Here is a 17,182-nt window from a genome sequence, read left to right as displayed (position 1 = left end):
CTATCCTCTCCTTTCGTTTTTGCACTTATTACTTCGTTCCGAAAATACGGTCTCCCGCGTCCCCCAGTCCGGGTACGATATATTTATGCTCATTCAAATGGTCATCCAGAGCGCCGATATACAAATCCACATCCGGGTGTTCCTTCTGCATCCTCTCCACACCTTCAGGCGCTGCTATAATACACATGAAGCGGATTCTTTTCACTCCTTTGTCCTTCAGCATCTGAATCGCTGCCGTACTGGAGCCGCCCGTTGCCAGCATCGGATCAACGACAAAGACCTGCCTTTCATCGCAATCCGCCGGAAGCTTACAGTAATACTCCACCGGATCAAAAGTCTCCGGATCACGGTAAAGCCCGATATGTCCTACTTTTGCAGCGGGTATCAGAGAGAGCATCCCGTCCACCATCCCAAGGCCTGCGCGCAGAATCGGCACCACGGCAAGTTTCTTACCGGTCAGTTCCTTACCGATCGTCTCACAGATAGGTGTATTAATCTTCACGTCCCGGAGCTTCAGGTCACGCGTAGCCTCATAGCACATCAGGCCGGCAATCTCCCCGACTACCTCCCGGAACTCCTTGGTCCCCACCTCTTCCCTGCGGATATAGCTGATTTTGTGCTGAATCAATGGATGATCCATAATGTGTACTTCTGACATCATTCTCCTCCTTTAGTAAGTGTATTAAGTTTATTTGTTAATTTTTTTATTAACATCGATATTATTTCGTAGCATTCTCCGTATGCTGTCAATGGTTGTCCATAAGGATTTGGTATTTCTGTATCATCCTCTGCGAACTCATTTAGAGTATAGACATTTTTTATGTTCTCATACTCGGATACCACCTTCCACTTCTGGTTCTCATCCATTGTCAGAACCAGCGTATCCTCCTGCAGATCCTCCTCAGAGAAAGCAATGGATGAATGGCCTTCCAAGCTCATCTGGCCGCTTTTCATAATTGCCTCGGCTTTCTGATTGGCAGGCTCAGGAAACAGGACGATGAGCCCTCTGGAATCTATGGCGTACTCCTGTTCCAGATCCTGGCAGCGCAGAAGTTCCGCTGCCATGGGGCCTCTGCTTGTATCGGTATTGCTTAAGAATACGATGCGTCTGTATTTCTGCTGTTTCACAATTGCGGCGGCAGGCAGCATCACATGCCCGGCCGCTTTTTCCAGCCGGTTCATGATTGCCTTGCCGATCCCCTGCGCGGCAAAGGACTCACTGAAGATTACGCTGACATCCTCCTCATCAAATTCCCGGAGAATCGCATAGAGATTCCTTGCAATGGCCTTCTCATTTTCCCGTGATCCCAGATTCTTTACCAGTCCATAGGTATAAAAGGGCATCGTCTCGTTGGTCGCAATGATCCCGGCCTTTTGCCCTTTGCGGTGTGCCTCATAGGCCAACTGCCGGATCGCAAGCACTTCCTCTCTCAGAGTGCCCTCCATGATCATCAGCCTGGCTCTGGGCGCATAATGGCGGTACTTCATTCCCGGAGCTTTGGGCGCCTGTGTGCTCTCGCTTCCAAGTATGGTCTCATCTACGCTGACCGCACCGATGACTTCCTCCAGCATATCTGCCGTAATGGCGCCGGGGCGCAGAATCATTGGCGGCGTCACTGTCATATCCAGAATGGTGGATTCCAGCCCGATATCCACGCTACCGCCGTCCAAAATCATATCGATCTTACCGTCCAGATCCTCTGCCACATGCTGTGCCGTTGTGGGACTCGGACGGCCGGACGTATTTGCGCTGGGCGCAGACACGTACCCTCCTGCTGCAAGTATCAGCTCTCTTGCGATCAGGTCGCTCGGCATACGCACAGCAACCGTCTCAAGGCCGCCGGTCGTTCCCATTGGTACAATATTGCTTTTTTCAAAAATCATAGTCAGAGGCCCCGGCCAGAAATGGAATGCCAGTTCCTCTGTTACAGGGGGAATGTTCACCGCGATCTCATCAAGTGCCTGCACATCTGCAATATGCACGATCAGCGGATTGTCTGACGGACGCCCTTTTGCTGCATAAGTTTTTTTTGCTGCCTCCTCATCCAGTGCATTTGCTCCCAGTCCATAGACTGTCTCCGTGGGAAATGCAACAAGTCCGCCTCTTTTCAGTATTTCTCCTGCTTCCTGTATCACGTCTTCGTCTATCTGATTCTTATCCACTTTTTTTATTATAGTTTTCATAGGCTTCATTATACCATTAATCAACCTAAAAAAAAACTCTCTTTCACAAAATAAGATGCAGTCCTAATCCAGACATTGTAAAATCCCCGCGCAGACGGCCTCTGCCAGAGCATCCTGGTATGCTCCATCCACCAGTTTTTCCGCCTCCTCATAATTACTCAGAAAACCGCATTCTACAATAATGACAGGCACCTCGGTCTTTTTCAGCATATAATATGTATCATTCGCCTTTGCCTGTCTTTTATTGTCCGGATCAACAGCCAGGAGGGCCTCCTGCATGATGCCGGCCGCCTTCTCTCCGCCCTTAGAATGCGTGTAGTAGAATACCTGGGCGCCATGTATACTTTCTCCTTCATAGCTGTTTTGATGTATACTGACCGCAAGAGCCGGCTTTTCCCGGTTGATAATCGCCACCCGTTCCTTCATGTCTTCTGCTTTTGAATCAGCAATTCCGTTTTCGTCCTCACGTGTCATGATCACCTTCACTCCCTGTTTCTCCAAAAGTGTCTTTACCTTGCCTGCAATCGCCAGGTTAATATCCTTTTCCAGTGCTTTATTGACGCCTACTTTGCCCGGGTCAGAACCGCCGTGTCCGGCATCTATGACAATCAACGGCTTATCACCCTTTTTAGCCGCTGCCGCAGTCGCTTTGCCCTCGCTTCCCATATAATTCTTGTACAGGAATTCTCCTGCCTTCTGACTCCCTATTACTGCACACAAAAGCAGCACGATCAGTCCCAGTATTCCTATTTTACGGCGCAAAAAAACATCCCCTTTCTCATATACTATTCCTAAGTATATGCAGAAAAAGGATGTTTCTTTCATATTTCTGGAATGCGGCGTATCATCACGCGCACTCTGGTACATCGGCAAAATGCTCTAGTTCACATATTGCAGGATCAGATCCCAAATACCTGAATTCTCCCAGCCGAGCCGCCACTCAGCCACTCCGGCCAGATTATTGCTCTTGATCAGCTTCAGCTTCTCCTCAATGGACTGGTTGTCCTCAAGCCAAATCTTATAAGTTCCGCCATCGGTATCCCACTGTGCATAATTCTGCTTCGTCTTATCATCCCATTCGGCCTGAACGCCTGCCGACTGTAATGTCTGATTTGCCTCGTCCATGCCCATGGCCGTACTCGTCACTTTGTTCGGATACTGCGCCGCCTCTGTGCCTGCTTCCTCCTCCAGTTCTGCCGTTGTCTTAGGAGTCTCCAGCCACAGCCTTGTGTAAAATGGAATTGCATTGACTAGTTTTGTATTCGGAACAACTTTGAGTGCGTTTTCTATTCCGTCCTTCACATAATTGTAAGATGCCACAGGGCCTGCTTCATAGGATCCCTCCGTGTGCTCGTCATAACCCATAATAATAATATAATCCGCCATAACCGCCTGTTCCTTCAGGTTATAGTGCTCGTTATACGGCATGGGGACATAATTATCCACGGAAAATACAAGGCCGTTCTGCCTGCATTTAACGGACATCTCACGTACAAACTGAATGTAATGCTCTCCGCATTCAGCGGATATAAGCTCAAAGTCCAGATTGATGCCGTCAATGCCTGACTGCAGCGCAGCTCCGATTACCTGGTTGATCAGGTTCTCTCTCTTTGAGGTATAGCTTAAGACTGCATAGGTCTCATCGTAAGAGCTTATACCTCCATGAAAATCTCTCAGCACAGCCCACACATCGAGATTTGACTGATGCGCATAGTTCACGTACTCGGAATTAGCCAGAGACGAGATATTCCCGTCCGTGTCGCTTATGTTGAACCAGGTCGGTGCAATCGTTGTCAAACCCTTGGTATTGGCAATTGTCTCCAGCACATAGCTGTTCGCCGTGTCATTCTCCACATTGTGCCAGGCCATATTAATTGTATAACCGGTAGAAATATTCGTATAATCCGGCTCCTGGAACTCCCTGGACCGGGTCTCTTTTGTGATCTTCTTCAGCGAACTTGTCTTGACATAACCAATGAATCCATCGCTGGTACGGACCTTCATCCAGTCATTCTCATCTTCCAGTATCCTGAGCTGTTCTGACTTTTTCACCTCTGTCAGAATCGGGCTCTTTACACCGCCCTGGTATCTGACCTGAGTGTCCCTTTTCAGCTCAGATACGCTTTGTTCTCCCCAATTGCAGTCGATAACCGCCCTGTCAGGGTTCTCATATACTTTATATTCCATATTGGTATACTGCTGTATAAATGCAAGTGCAATATATGCAGTCTTACCTTCTGTCTTCAGAATTACATAGTCTTCACTTTTCTTTTCCTTAATATCGGTGTACTCTTTGCTGCCGACGCTTACAGATACGCTGCCGTTCGGAAGGGTATAGAGCAGGATATTCTCATTAGAATCCCAGTAAAATCTTTCATTGATATAATTACGGACCACGGAATACTCCACATAGGGTATGCCATCGTAAAACTTTCCGCCTGCAGAACTGCTCTCCTGCGTTCCTGCATCCAGGGCGCCCATGATCTGGTCATCCACTACCACCGCAAGATCATCGTTATTCTGTATCCCATAATATTGTTTCAAATCAGCCTTCTCTTTTGATGAGCCGTATTTTTTCCAGAATACGAATCCGCCTAATGCTATAATAACCAGAACAACTAAAAGAATCATCCTTATGATGAGATTGCGTCTTCTTCTCCTTGCCCGGCTGCTCTTTCTCCTTGGTCCCTGGCCATTCGGCCCCGTACTCACTGGTCTTGAACTCCCCGGTCTCTGGTCACTGCTGGCTGGGCGTCTTCTCTGTGCATTCTGCTGGCTGCGCCTTCGGGCATACTCAGCTCTTCTTTCTCTTTCGTCCATGCCGCACCTCCTATCAGACCTTATTATACCATATTTTTTTCATACGTCATTAGTATTTTGTCTTTTTACAAAGTTTTTAGACGTATGCCCGCGGCAGCCTGTATTGCCGGCTGTCCGGCAGAATGAGGGGATTCTCTGCCTAATTGCTTCCATTAATATTTACAAAAGCGAGTGATTCTATGTATCCTTTGGGATCCAGAACGTAATCCCGCATATAGCACCCTTCCTCACGGATCATATGCGCCGTCACAATCTGCAGCGGGCTGGCCTGACAGCCGTCCATGAGCATATTCACACCGTGCTTTTCATAATTCTCCAGCTCTGTGTATAAATCTCTGTATAAATGAGCTGTGTCACCAATTTCCATGGCTCACTCCTTTCCCTGCGGATTCGGATAAATAACAGCCGCTGCCTGCTTCTTTCATACCGAAGGCCTCGTGACGTACCGCCGGACTGGTGCAGCATGGAAGATAGTATGAACCCGCAGTTCCCTCCTCTTTAAGAATATCTGATGATTGCGTCCCTGAATGGGACATGTGATTTTCCTGAAATATATTCCACGGCCTTCCTGTGATCATGAAAAGATGCATGAGTAAAGATGTCCGGAAATATATTTAGATAGGATTTCCTTTATGAATTCAAAAATCCGAATGAAATTCTGTACCTCCTTTCGTATAGACATATATTTATCCTGGAATACTATCTTCTGTAACTGCCATTATAGAGAGCGTGTCCGGCTATTTCAATGTGTTTATTGTTTATAAGCCTTCCACATTTGTTGATAACTGGAAAATATGCCGTCCGAATGTTCCTGCGGCGGGCATGGTACCAAAGTAGTATAAACTCTCTATAAACTCTTTACAGTTTTTCTTTACATATTTTTTAATTTTGTTTATACTAATAGTGAGAAGATATATTTTTTTTAAAATCCCAATCGTAAGGATGTGATAATATGAAGATCGAAAAACTGAATGACAATCAGATTCGCTGTACCCTGACACACGCCGACCTGGCAGCCAGGCATCTCAAGCTGAGCGAGCTGGCCTACGGCACGGAAAAAGCAAAGTCTTTATTCAGAGACATGATGCAGCAGGCGTCTTTCGACTTTGGCTTTGAGGCAGAAGACATCCCTTTGATGATAGAAGCTATACCTGCTTCTGCGGACTCTATCGTATTGATCATTACAAAAGTAGAGGACCCGGAGGAATTAGACACGAGATTTTCCAAGTTCACTCCGTTTGGCGAGGCTGGTATGACCAGCACCGCTGAAGCCTTGGAAAAATTGGAAGGGGCGGAAGAATTTCTAAATCTGCTGAATAAGGTAAAAGAAGCCGCGTCCGAAACAGGCAATGCGGCGACCGTACCGGACGCGCCAGCACTTTTCAATGTTCGCCTGTTTTCTTTCGACAGTATGGACCGGGTAATCCAGGTTGCCCATCTTCTTGAACCTGTATACCATGGTTCTAATACGCTGTACCATGACACGGAGAATTCATCTTATATACTTGCGCTGACTCAATCAGACCATTCAAATAATGAATTCAACAAGATATGCAATATGCTTTCCGAATATGGTACGATCGAAAAGGCATCCGGCGCTGCGCTTGCATTTCTGGAAGAGCACTGCGATATTATGGTATCTGCAGATGCAGTACAGAATCTGGCCGTAATCTGATTATATGCCCTGGGGCAACGTGTACATCCCCCAGAGGGTTTTATATAATAGGAAGTGCCTGTCACTTTACTATTATATAAAAAAGCCCCTGCAGGTTTCTATTGATCCCTGCAGGGGTTTTTTATGCAGAATCTTCCGCACATGGCCCTTTTTTATTAACCGTTTGCTTTCATGGAAGCGTTAATCTTTTCCACAAGCAAATCAGAATCAATGCCATGTACCATTGCAGCCTCTTCCAGAGATTCCATCTGTGCTGACGGGCATCCAAGGCAGTGCATTCCTATCTCCATTAAAATAGGTGCTGCATCCGGGTAAATATTTAATAATTCACCTATTGTGGTACTTTTAGAAATCTGTCCCATTTCTATTTCCTCCTTTATTATTCAGTGCCTTTTATTATAATCCCAATTTTTATAATAATCAACCGCCTAAAATGTAAAATCCTTATAAAACACCGACACACTTCCGGTCTATTTTCTGAATTGTTCGAACAATTATTTTCAATTTTTGACTACTCAAAAGTCAATCATTTTGCTGATTTTTTTCGACAAAAAATTAAATTCATCATAACTTAACAAAACGTTCGTTCTTTTTTTTATAAAAGTAATCCACCAAAAACACATGTTTTTATGTGGATAATGTGTATAACTTTTATAAAAACTAGATTTTTCCACGTTTTTTTGAGTTTTGAGTGTGGATAAGTTGAAAACTACCTTTCCCAAAGTTTCGACATGTTTTTACATTTTTGTGCATTTTGTATATGCCATCCTTTTCACATTTATCACATTATTCGCGTTTTTTAGATATCCTGTGTCAAGATGTCTAACAAAAAACTACACTTCAAATGCAGTTTTTTTTGAAGTGTAGTTTTTTTTGTCAAATCTTTAAATTTAATACTTTTTATATTACCCTTCGTATTGTAATGATCGGTGTGTAGGTAGCACTGCAGATTCCAATGCCGTCGGCTTCATTCATTGCATTGACGATATTGCCGTCACCCATATATAATCCCACGTGCCCGTCATATAATACGATATCTCCCGGGATCGCTTCTTCTAAGCTGACCGGTGTTCCGACGGACTCCATATCCCACGTCGTACGCGGAAGGCTGACTCCAAAATGTGCATATACGGATTGTACAAACCCGGAACAGTCAGCGCCTTCTGTCAGGCTCGTGCCGCCCCATACATAGGGGTTGCCGATGAACTGGCAGGCATAATCAATAACGGCCTGTCCACTTGACGCCTGAACCTGCATTGCAGCCGCCTCCTGGACTTCCTGCTGCTTTGCCGCCTCTTCAGCGGCTATGCGTTCGTTTTCTTCATCTTTTGACTCCGCATAGCTGTACTGCTTCTCTACGCTTACATAATCGCCGCATACCCAGCCTGACGTACCGTTGACATAGACCGGATACCAGCCGTTTACTGCTTCGCCGGTCACCTCGTACTGCTGGCCGGCCAGAATCCTCGTCAGAATATTGGCCTCCGTACTCTGTCCGTCTCTTACGTTCAGCACGTCTGCTGTTACCGTTGCATGCTGCTGTTCGTAATTTCCTGCATTTTCCTGGGCTGCTTTGCCTGTATACAGGCACTCTGCGGGTACATAACCTTCTACGGAACCGGACCGTATCCTTGTCCAGTCTCCATTATATTCAAGTACTTCTGCCGACGAATCGCTGTACAGCTTGCCGACCCAGTCACTTGCTTCATCTGGGGCATTTCTAATGTAAGCATAATCACTCACATTAGAAAATGCCATATTCAAATACTCACCCTCGTTATTAGGTACCAGATACAGGTCGATGTTTTCTTTGACCTCTGACTGGTAACATTCTTTTACTGCCGATTCGATTCCTGCAACTGGTATGACCGGCGTATTCTCAGTAGAATTGTCTGCCGCTCGGACCGTGATTGCACTCCCCGGAACCAAAATCGCTCCTGCTAAAGCAGAAAGAATCAATTTCTGCTTCATACGTATTGCTTTCATATAAAACCTCCTTGTAAGTGTCTTTATCTTTTGTAGGAAGTTCTAAATGTTACACAATTGTTAAATTTGTTACGATGCTATTATAGCAACCCCTTAGCATTGTGTCAACCGTTTTTACCCTATTTTCAATTTACACACTTCGACATAAGTCCTAAAATTCTGTTATTTTGCAATATTATTTTTTTATATCCGTTAACTATTTTGTAACACTTTATCGGCTCTATTCCTTCTATTATAATGTTTAACAGAATTTTTAGGATACAGGAAATCATTTCTATACGCTGCTGAAAAACTTTTTTTATTAATTTACAAAATACTGTTGACATTTTTAGGAAAATGTATTATATTTTAATCACAGTAACAATTACTATTATTAATATATAAATTGAAAGGAGGTCTATATTGGCAGCTCTGAAGTATAGTCGGCAACGTGAATCCATCAAGCGGTATCTGATGATGACGAAGGATCACCCCACTGCCGATACGGTCTACCTGCATGTAAAGGAAGAATTCCCCAACATCAGCCTGGGTACCGTATACCGGAATCTGAATTTGCTAACTGATATTGGCGAAGCGATCAAGATTCCCACACCAGACGGCGGTGACAGATTTGATGGTAATGTCATGCCGCACAATCATTTTTTCTGCACAAGCTGCAGAAGGGTTCTGGATCTGGACCTGGATATGAAGAATATCGAAGAGGTCAACAAGGCAGCTGCCGAGAACTTTGACGGCATGATAGAATCCAGCACCACAATTTTCTACGGTAAATGTGGAGACTGCATACACAAGCCGTAATCAGGAACACAGAAAGTTCCTGAATATACACATGTGATTAATATAGGAAGTGTAATCTGCTTCCTATATTAAAAATAAATTACCGGCAGGCATAAAACCTCCGGAAGCAACTATACTTATAAAATATTAAAAAGAAAAGGAGATTTTTATTATGAAAAAATTTGTATGTACAGTATGTGGTTATGTTCACGAGGGAGACGCAGCACCGGCAGAATGTCCGATCTGTAAAGCACCGGCTGATAAATTCAAAGAGCAGACAGGTGAAAGAGAATGGGCTGCAGAGCACGTTGTAGGCGTAGCGCAGGGTGTCAGCGAAGACATCATCGCTGATTTAAGAGCAAACTTCGAGGGAGAATGCTCAGAAGTAGGTATGTACCTTGCAATGGCAAGAGTTGCCCACAGAGAAGGTTATCCGGAGATCGGACTGTACTGGGAAAAAGCTGCTTACGAAGAAGCAGAGCACGCTTCTAAGTTTGCTGAGTTATTAGGCGAAGTTGTTACCGACAGCACAAAGAAGAACCTGGAGATGAGAGTTGACGCAGAGAACGGCGCTACAGCTGGTAAGTTTGACCTTGCTAAACGTGCAAAAGCTGCGAACCTGGATGCAATCCACGACACAGTTCATGAGATGGCAAGAGACGAAGCTCGTCACGGAAAAGCTTTCGAAGGCCTGTTAAAGAGATACTTCGGTTAATCACATACCCGTTAGATATACATTTTACTCCAACATTCATATAAGCACCCAATTTATACAGACGGGGCCCTAAAGCTCCGCGGTAAAACGTAAATGCCTGCATAGGAACTACCTCTCCTCTGCAGGTAATTTACTCTTACCGGAATGGGATATTTATCCATTTTTTATTTTTATTTCATTGAATCAGAAAAACAGCATGTTATAATATAGATATTAGAAAAAACAAGGAGATTTACTATGTCAAAGTACGCAGGAACAAAAACAGAAAAGAATCTTATGGAAGCATTTTCAGGTGAGTCACAGGCACGCAACAAATATACATACTATGCATCCGCAGCAAGAAAAGCCGGCTATGTACAGATGTCCAATATTTTCTTAGAGACAGCTGACCAGGAAAAAGAACACGCAAAAATGTGGTTCAAAGAATTCCACGGAATCGGGGATGTAGAGGCCAATCTGGAAGATGCTGCAGCAGGCGAGAACTTCGAATGGACAGATATGTATGCCCGCATGGCAAAGGAAGCTGAGGAAGAAGGATTCACAGAACTGGCAGCCAAATTCAGAGGCGTTGCCGAAGTAGAAGCTGCACATGAGAAACGTTATCAGAGACTTCTCGACCATTTCCGTGCAGGACAGACCTTCAAAGACGAAGCGCCGCTTGGCTGGAAATGCGGAAACTGCGGTTATATCTACCAGGGCGACGAAGCTCCGGAAGTATGCCCGGTATGTGCACATCCACGTGCTTACTTCGAAAGAAAAGCTGAGAATTACTAAAATATTATACTATTTTACTTCTAAAATCGAGTAGGAGCCTAACCATTAGTCGGTGAACCGTCCTCTCAGTCGAGTAAGTAAGTGGAATTTCACCCAAAGCTTTTCACAAGACGGTACATGAAAGACTCCCTTAACACGTCTCTTACTATTCAACAATACAGATAAAGACTGCTCCAACGAGTAAACAGCTATGGCTCTCGCTTTCTTACAGCGCAGAGCCATTTTTTTCTATTTAATTCTGATTCAATTCTTTAGGCGTCCTGCCTTCAAAAACGGTTGACAAAATGATGAAACTATTGGTTGAACCGTATTTTTTCAAAGAATCAATCAATGTTTCTAATTCTGAGGTATCGTGAAGCGCCGCTAGGAGCATTGCATTATAAATTCCGATTACTCTGTAGTGCTCCAATATGCAGGAAGAAGAGCTACAGAAAGAAGAAAAGGTAGCATATCGCTCGGGAGTGACATCCACTCCGATAAATACCATCAAATTTCTTGACAGCTTCAGTGGATTAACCTTTGCATGGTAACCCAGGATCGCTCCCGATTCTTCCAGGCGCCGAATTCTTTCTGTTACGGAAGGCGGTGAAAGGTTCACTTCACTGCTAATCTGTTTGATCGTAGTTCTTGCATTCTGCTGTAATATACTTAAAATCTGTAAATCCGTTCTGTCCATTGATGCCTCCTTAAAATCGTAGTTTTCTTCCTGTTTTTCCTATTTTTTTAAAGAGGAAGATGCTTTTTTACTTTTTTAAATTATATATCAAAAGTAGGCAAAAATATATAATAAAAGAAAAAAAAGGAGATAAAATATGGACAAAATTAACATGCCAATAACGGGGATTTGCTCTTTTGCAAAATATCCGGTCTGTACGGATCTGGATGAGTTGGATGCGGACATTGCAGTACTTGGAGTTCCCTATGATCTGGGAGTCGGTTTTTTGTCAGGGGCAAGACTTGGGCCCAGGCGTATACGGGAGGTATCAACACATTATGCCAGAGGCGACGAGGGTTTTTACGACCCGGAGACACAGGAACAATTTTTAGCAGCTCCTATTAAGATTGTAGATTGCGGAGACGCTGATGTGCTTCATGGTGATATCGAGTATTCTTTCGAAAGCATAGAAAAATCTGTTCGGAAAATACTGAAAAAAGGAGCGATTCCAGCTGTCATGGGAGGCGATCATTCTATCACGATTCCAATAGGAAGAGCGTTGGAATGTCTGGACAGTGAGATCTGTATCGTACATATAGATGCCCATTTGGATTGGACAGACCATGTGGGACCGCTATATTATGGAAATGGAAGTCCGATGAGGCGGCTTTCTGAAATGAATCATATTGGGCAGATGATCCAGATAGGATTGAGAGGGCTTGGTTCCAGTAAATGTACAGATTTTAGAGCTGCTATGGAATACGGAAGCATTCTGGTACCCGCGAAAGAAGTACACAAACTGGGGCCGCAGGAGATACTAAAAAAAGTGCCCAAAGCAGAAAAGTATTTCATTTCCCTCGACATCGATGGGTATGATATTTCTCTTGCACCAGGTGTAGGATCACCGTCACCGGGCGGCCTGTATTATGACGAAGTCGCAGAAATGCTGGAGGGCATTTGCCGGATGGGAGAAATTGTTGGCTTCGACCTTGTGGAAGTAGCACCTCAGTATGATCCGGCGGGAATTACACCCCGCATAGCGGCTATGACGATGCTGAATCTGATGGGACAGATCATGAAAAACAAGAAAAAGTGAAAATGGCAGAAAACAGATAGTTATTGAGGGAATCATCATGTAAAGAAAGGATGCGGAATATGGAAAAATTGAATAACCTGGTACTTGATCTGGGTGGCAATGCGTGGAATCTGGTTTTGGTATTAGCTATATTTCTGGGAGTTTTTTATGGCATTCGGACAAAATTTATTCAGATTCGGCTTTTCCCAGAGGCCTTGCGGCTTGTAAAAAACCGTGCAAAAGAGGGGAAAGATGAAAAAGGTGTATCCAGTTTTCAAGCGTTGTGTATCACTTTAGGCGGCTGTATCGGGACCGGAAACGTGGCCGGTGTGGCAATGGCAATCGTAGTGGGAGGTCCCGGAGCTGTGTTCTGGATGTGGCTGATCGCAATACTCGGAATGGTTACGTCTTTTATGGAAAATACACTGGCACAGGTATATAAGGTGCAGGAGGGTGAGGTATACCGAGGCGGACCGTCCTACTATATGGAAAAGGGGCTGGGCAAACGGTGGCTTGGAATTTTGTATGCGTTCAGTATGATCGTATCCCTGGGATTTGCACTTGCAGCATTGCAGTCAAATACAATCTCTTTATCCGTAGGACAGGCCCTTGGAATTCCTGCTCTGTTGACTTCGATCTTGGTAGCAGTACTTATTGCGCTTGTTATATTTGGCGGAGTCCGCCGTATTGCAAAGGTTGCGGAACGCGGAGTTCCTATCATGACACTGGTTTACTTTGCACTTGCATTGCTGGTACTTATCGTAAATATTCAGAAAGTTCCGGAAATGTTTGCACTGATTTTCTCGAGAGCATTTGATTTTAAGGCAGTTGGCGGAGCAGCAATTGGCACTGTGATTTATCAGGGGCTGAAACGAGGCGTATTTTCAAATGGAGCCGGGCAGGGAGATGCACCGACTGCGGGTGCGTCGGCAGAAGTTTCCCATCCGGCGAAACAGGGATTGTTCGGAGTGTTTTCTGTATTTATTGACACAATTCTTGTATGTACACTGACCGCATTCGTCATTATTATATCAGGTGTCCATGAGTACAGCGATAGAGTAGGAATTGAGCTTTCCCAGCTTGCATTTTCTTCCTCTCTGGGAAAATGGGCAGGAGTAGTTCTGATGCTTTGCATTTTTATGTTCTGCTTTACTTCCATTATGTCAAATTATTATTGCGGCGAATCTTGCCTTGCATTTATGGCGAAGGGCATGAAAGGAAGGAACACTTACCGTATCATTTTTGTTACCGCAATTTTTCTGGGAGGAATTACCGGCGTTGATCTGATGTGGAACATCGCAGATTTATTCTGTGCGATCATTGTTATTTTAAATATGATTTCCCTGATTTTCCTCGGTAAAAAAGCCATCAAGGTTGCCGATGATTACATTCGGCAGAAAAAAGAAGGGAAAGATCCTGTATTCTGTTCAAAAGGAATCAAAGGACTGGAAGGGGCCGAATGTTGGGGCCGGGAGCGATGATATAAGAAAAATAGCCAAAAATAAAGAAAGGGTGAGTGCATGAAAAAGTTGCTATTAATTGCAACAGGCGGAACCATTGCTTGTCAGGACAGTGGCCGCGGACTGACATCAAAAATCGGAGCGAAAGCTCTGCTACAGTATATTCCCGATATAGCAAGGCGCTACGAACTTAAAATAATGCAGATTTATAATATTGACAGCCCGGATATCCAACCGCATCACTGGGAAAAGCTCGTACGAGAAATCAGGGAAAATTATGATGAGTATATTGGTTTTGTTATTATACATGGAACGGATACCCTTGCGTTTACTTCTTCTGCATTATCTTATATGATACAAAATAGCAGAAAGCCTATTGTTGTGACAGGTTCTCAATATCCCATCGATCATGAGAAAACGGACGGTGTTAAAAATCTGGCCGACAGCTGTATTTTTGCAGCGGAAAGTGGGATGCCCGGGGTCTACGTTGTATTTAACGGGAAAGTCATGTTTGGAAACCATGTTAAAAAAATAAAAAGCAAGAGCTATGATGCCTTTTACAGCGTGAATTATCCCGATATTGCCACAGTGGAAGATGGGATGGTAGTGAAACATAAAAGAATTGCTGATCCCTGTATGCCTGTAAATTTTACAGAGTGCGTAGAAGATAAAATTTTTATTTTGAAATTTTACCCTGGAATCCGTCCGGCCTATTTTTCTTTTATAAAGGATACCTTTAAGGCTGTGGTTATAGAGGGATACGGTGTTGCAGGCATTCCCGCGGAGTTTATCCCGCTTCTTCAGGAATGGAATGAATATGGTATAGAGATGGTCGTAACGTCCCAGTCTATGTATGAGGGGACAGACTTGGAAGTTTATTCCGTTGGGAGGGCCATAACAAACAAATTCCATGTGATGCAGGGATGCGATATGACATTGGAGGCAGTTTGGACAAAATTGATGTATATCCTGAGTTCTACAACAAAAACTGAAGAGATAAGAAAAAAATTTTATGCTTCTGTACAAGAAGATTGGAGTGCGAACATATCAAACTGAGCAAATAAACATGCATAATTAGTGCACTGCCGTACTAGGGCTTTCCTGTATGAAATTCAATGGAAAGTCCTAGTTGCCTTCACTGTTGCAATAACTTCCAACAAAAGCCCCGCCACAATACAGATTGTCTTATTTCCACAACCCCATCACCTGCCGCCAAGCAGCTCCAGCTTCTTCCTGCGCGGCAGCCGCTTAATAGCATACTCCCGTCGCATAGCCTCCTCCTTCGTCTCAAAAGCCTCAAAATAAGCCAGCTCCACAGGCCTGCGTGCCCGCGTATACTTAGCTCCCTTCCCCGCATTATGGTCACTCACCCGTTTCTCCAGGTCATTCGTCCACCCCGTATACAAACTCCCGTCCCTGCACCTCAAAATATATGTATAATTCATCCATCAAACACACCTTTCCATACCTATCACTATACCACATATCCACATTCTGATCAAAAAAAACTCCCCCCACTGTGGATAACTCCAGCAATTTTCCACCACAGCCCGAAATTTTGTGGATAACTAAAATGTTTTTTTATAACCAGATAACCAAATCCCCACAGCCCCTATAAAGTCTTTAATCTTTATTGTCCGCGTCTCCCATCCGCCTCTCCCGCCTCCCGTCCGGATGCACCCAGCCTGCCCGGCGCATGGAGCAGCCACCCGCCGGGAAGACATCTGGTGTTTTCCTGCGCATCCAGCGTGTGATTAGAAACACTTACAACAAAACAGGAGAATCTTATGGCCAAATCTTGATTTTCAAAATCAAGATTTGAGGCGGCTGAGCTGAGAAAGCATCAAGCTTTCTCAGTGAATCCGCCTGTAGCCATAAGATTCTCCTGTTTTGTTGTTAGTGTTTCTTTCACAAAGCGCCAGCGCTAGAGCGTGTCTAAAAATTCATTGCCGCAATATGCTGCCCCACTTCACGGTCTATTTACTGCCAAATCCAGTCAACGTAGCCCACTACGCCTCCTGTATTTGGCAGTAAATACCCCGCAAACTGGGACAACATCTTGCAACAAGCAATTTTCAGACACGCTCAAGAAAACACCAGATATCTTCCCGGCGGGTGGCTGCTCCATGCGCCGGGCAGGCGTCCCTTTAAGACTCCATAAAGTCCATAGGATTCACAGGAGCCCCATCTTTGAGCACCTCGAAATAAAGGTTCGGCCCTTCCACGCTATAATATTTTGTTGGTTCGCTCAGATATCCGACTGTCTGGCCAGCATCTACATAATCTCCGACCTCCAGCGGCACTTCCTTAAGCTGCCCGTATACTGCGCTGTATCCGTTTCCCATATCCAGGGTAACTGTAGTACCTGTCTGGGCGGACTGTTCTACATTCGTAACAACGCCCGGTGCGGATGCACCGATCATTTCTCCAACCTGGCCCCCGATAATCAGTGCCGGATTGTACTTATACTGTTCCAATGTTGAAAAGTATACCGTTTTGTCCATACTGTAGTTAATCAGTACTGCGCCGCTTGCCGGCCATGTGAGCAGGCTCTCCTCGCTGAAATATACTTGCGCGGTATTTCCTGCTGTCTCCGCATTTCCTGCGGAATTGTCCTGTGCGCTTTCATTCTCTTCTGTGTCATTTTCTGTTGATGTATTACCTTCTGCTTCCGGCAGGACAATATCATTGGTTGTCGTTGCCTCGCTCTTTTCTTTTGTTAGCTGTTCAGTCTGTTCCTCGGCTTTAGCCAGCTGCTGGTTCAATTTTTTATTATAATTGTTGAATGTATATGCTCCAACCATTACAATGACAGCAACAAAGCAGATCACGATTCCGACTGCTGCGCCCTTTCCTTTTAATAAAGATGGCTTTTCATTCTTATTCATATTCATCACCTCTGGCTATATTTTTGCCAGAAAAATGACGCCTTATTCTATTTTTGTAAATATTTCTCCGCCATCTGCCAGATTTGTTCCTTCAAAAAAATTTTGCAGAATTTCTTCACAGCTTTTTCCCTCTTTTGCCATCTCGTTTGCCGGCCACTGGCTCATCCCCCGGC

Annotated in this window: 17 protein-coding genes; 7 read left to right on the top strand and 10 right to left on the bottom strand. The window is 44.6% G+C overall.

Features of this window, described 5'->3' with window-relative positions; all coding sequences use genetic code 11:
* Nucleotides 1-28: 28 nt before the first annotated feature.
* The 5 genes from upp to GKG43_RS09450 all read right to left on the bottom strand — a co-directional run bounded on the left by upp (nucleotide 29) and on the right by GKG43_RS09450 (nucleotide 5,371).
* Nucleotides 29-658, bottom strand: a complete 630-nt coding sequence (gene upp, locus GKG43_RS09470; RefSeq protein ID WP_055154420.1) for a uracil phosphoribosyltransferase — start codon at nucleotides 656-658, stop codon at nucleotides 29-31.
* Nucleotides 658-2,184, bottom strand: coding sequence for an L-threonylcarbamoyladenylate synthase (locus GKG43_RS09465; RefSeq protein WP_055154437.1), 1,527 nt, complete (start codon nucleotides 2,182-2,184; stop codon nucleotides 658-660). Before GKG43_RS09465 ends, upp begins: the two co-directional genes overlap by 1 nt.
* A gap of 63 nt (nucleotides 2,185-2,247) precedes the next feature.
* Entirely contained in the window at nucleotides 2,248-2,946 is a 699-nt protein-coding gene (locus GKG43_RS09460) for an N-acetylmuramoyl-L-alanine amidase (RefSeq protein ID WP_055154438.1), read from the bottom strand.
* Between the two features lie 117 nt (nucleotides 2,947-3,063).
* Complete coding sequence (locus GKG43_RS09455; protein WP_055154421.1) at nucleotides 3,064-5,004, bottom strand: glycosyl hydrolase family 18 protein; 1,941 nt, start codon at nucleotides 5,002-5,004, stop codon at nucleotides 3,064-3,066.
* A gap of 139 nt (nucleotides 5,005-5,143) precedes the next feature.
* A complete protein-coding gene (locus GKG43_RS09450; protein ID WP_025653779.1) occupies nucleotides 5,144-5,371 on the bottom strand; it encodes a hypothetical protein in 228 nt (75 codons plus the stop codon).
* A 585-nt stretch (nucleotides 5,372-5,956) separates the two neighbouring features.
* Here GKG43_RS09450 and GKG43_RS09445 point away from each other — a divergent pair.
* Nucleotides 5,957-6,679: an adaptor protein MecA gene (locus tag GKG43_RS09445; protein WP_050639140.1), complete on the top strand. Its 723-nt coding sequence runs from the start codon at nucleotides 5,957-5,959 to the stop codon at nucleotides 6,677-6,679.
* A gap of 155 nt (nucleotides 6,680-6,834) precedes the next feature.
* Here GKG43_RS09445 and GKG43_RS09440 read toward each other — a convergent pair whose 3' ends face one another.
* Both GKG43_RS09440 and GKG43_RS09435 read right to left on the bottom strand, forming a co-directional pair.
* Entirely contained in the window at nucleotides 6,835-7,041 is a 207-nt protein-coding gene (locus GKG43_RS09440) for a DUF1858 domain-containing protein (protein WP_025653782.1), read from the bottom strand.
* Nucleotides 7,042-7,579: 538 nt separating this feature from the next.
* Nucleotides 7,580-8,665, bottom strand: a complete 1,086-nt coding sequence (locus GKG43_RS09435) for an SH3 domain-containing protein (RefSeq protein WP_050639141.1) — start codon at nucleotides 8,663-8,665, stop codon at nucleotides 7,580-7,582.
* A gap of 402 nt (nucleotides 8,666-9,067) precedes the next feature.
* Here GKG43_RS09435 and GKG43_RS09430 point away from each other — a divergent pair, with 402 nt between their 5' ends.
* The 3 genes from GKG43_RS09430 to rbr all read left to right on the top strand — a co-directional run bounded on the left by GKG43_RS09430 (nucleotide 9,068) and on the right by rbr (nucleotide 10,931).
* Nucleotides 9,068-9,463 (top strand): transcriptional repressor, encoded by a 396-nt coding sequence (locus GKG43_RS09430; RefSeq protein WP_050639142.1) that lies wholly within the window; start codon nucleotides 9,068-9,070, stop codon nucleotides 9,461-9,463.
* A 151-nt stretch (nucleotides 9,464-9,614) separates the two neighbouring features.
* A complete protein-coding gene (locus GKG43_RS09425; RefSeq protein WP_025653785.1) occupies nucleotides 9,615-10,157 on the top strand; it encodes an NADH peroxidase in 543 nt (180 codons plus the stop codon).
* A gap of 237 nt (nucleotides 10,158-10,394) precedes the next feature.
* Nucleotides 10,395-10,931, top strand: coding sequence for a rubrerythrin (gene rbr, locus GKG43_RS09420; RefSeq protein ID WP_050639143.1), 537 nt, complete (start codon nucleotides 10,395-10,397; stop codon nucleotides 10,929-10,931).
* Between the two features lie 232 nt (nucleotides 10,932-11,163).
* On the opposite strand, the gene GKG43_RS09415 is transcribed toward rbr, so the two are convergent.
* On the bottom strand, nucleotides 11,164-11,607 hold the full coding sequence (locus GKG43_RS09415; protein WP_055154423.1) for an Lrp/AsnC family transcriptional regulator: 444 nt from the start codon (nucleotides 11,605-11,607) through the stop codon (nucleotides 11,164-11,166).
* A 136-nt stretch (nucleotides 11,608-11,743) separates the two neighbouring features.
* On the opposite strand from GKG43_RS09415, the gene GKG43_RS09410 reads away from it, so the two are divergent.
* From GKG43_RS09410 to GKG43_RS09400, 3 genes are read left to right on the top strand one after another with little or no spacing between them, the layout of a single operon-like run.
* Nucleotides 11,744-12,682 carry an agmatinase gene (locus GKG43_RS09410; protein WP_055154424.1) on the top strand — a complete coding sequence of 313 codons (939 nt, stop codon included), beginning with the start codon at nucleotides 11,744-11,746 and terminating at the stop codon, nucleotides 12,680-12,682.
* A 59-nt stretch (nucleotides 12,683-12,741) separates the two neighbouring features.
* Nucleotides 12,742-14,142 carry an alanine/glycine:cation symporter family protein gene (locus GKG43_RS09405; RefSeq protein WP_055154425.1) on the top strand — a complete coding sequence of 467 codons (1,401 nt, stop codon included), beginning with the start codon at nucleotides 12,742-12,744 and terminating at the stop codon, nucleotides 14,140-14,142.
* A 39-nt stretch (nucleotides 14,143-14,181) separates the two neighbouring features.
* Nucleotides 14,182-15,177, top strand: coding sequence for an asparaginase (locus GKG43_RS09400; RefSeq protein ID WP_055154426.1), 996 nt, complete (start codon nucleotides 14,182-14,184; stop codon nucleotides 15,175-15,177).
* Nucleotides 15,178-15,323: 146 nt separating this feature from the next.
* Here the strand turns inward: GKG43_RS09400 and GKG43_RS09395 are convergent, their stop codons facing one another.
* Together GKG43_RS09395 and GKG43_RS09390 are read right to left on the bottom strand one after the other, a co-directional pair.
* A complete protein-coding gene (locus tag GKG43_RS09395; protein ID WP_055154427.1) occupies nucleotides 15,324-15,566 on the bottom strand; it encodes a GIY-YIG nuclease family protein in 243 nt (80 codons plus the stop codon).
* Between the two features lie 702 nt (nucleotides 15,567-16,268).
* The gene (locus GKG43_RS09390; protein ID WP_055154428.1) at nucleotides 16,269-17,009 is read right to left on the bottom strand and encodes a M23 family metallopeptidase; all 741 of its coding nucleotides are present in this window, start codon (nucleotides 17,007-17,009) and stop codon (nucleotides 16,269-16,271) included.
* Nucleotides 17,010-17,182: the final 173 nt, after the last annotated feature.

The organism is Eubacterium sp. BIOML-A2 (assembly GCF_009680135.1).
In the GTDB taxonomy this organism is placed as follows: Bacteria; Bacillota; Clostridia; order Lachnospirales; family Lachnospiraceae; genus Faecalicatena; species Faecalicatena contortus_B.
The sequence above is the reverse complement of the archived record's forward strand: the minus strand, read 5'-3'. Positions and strand labels throughout refer to the sequence as shown.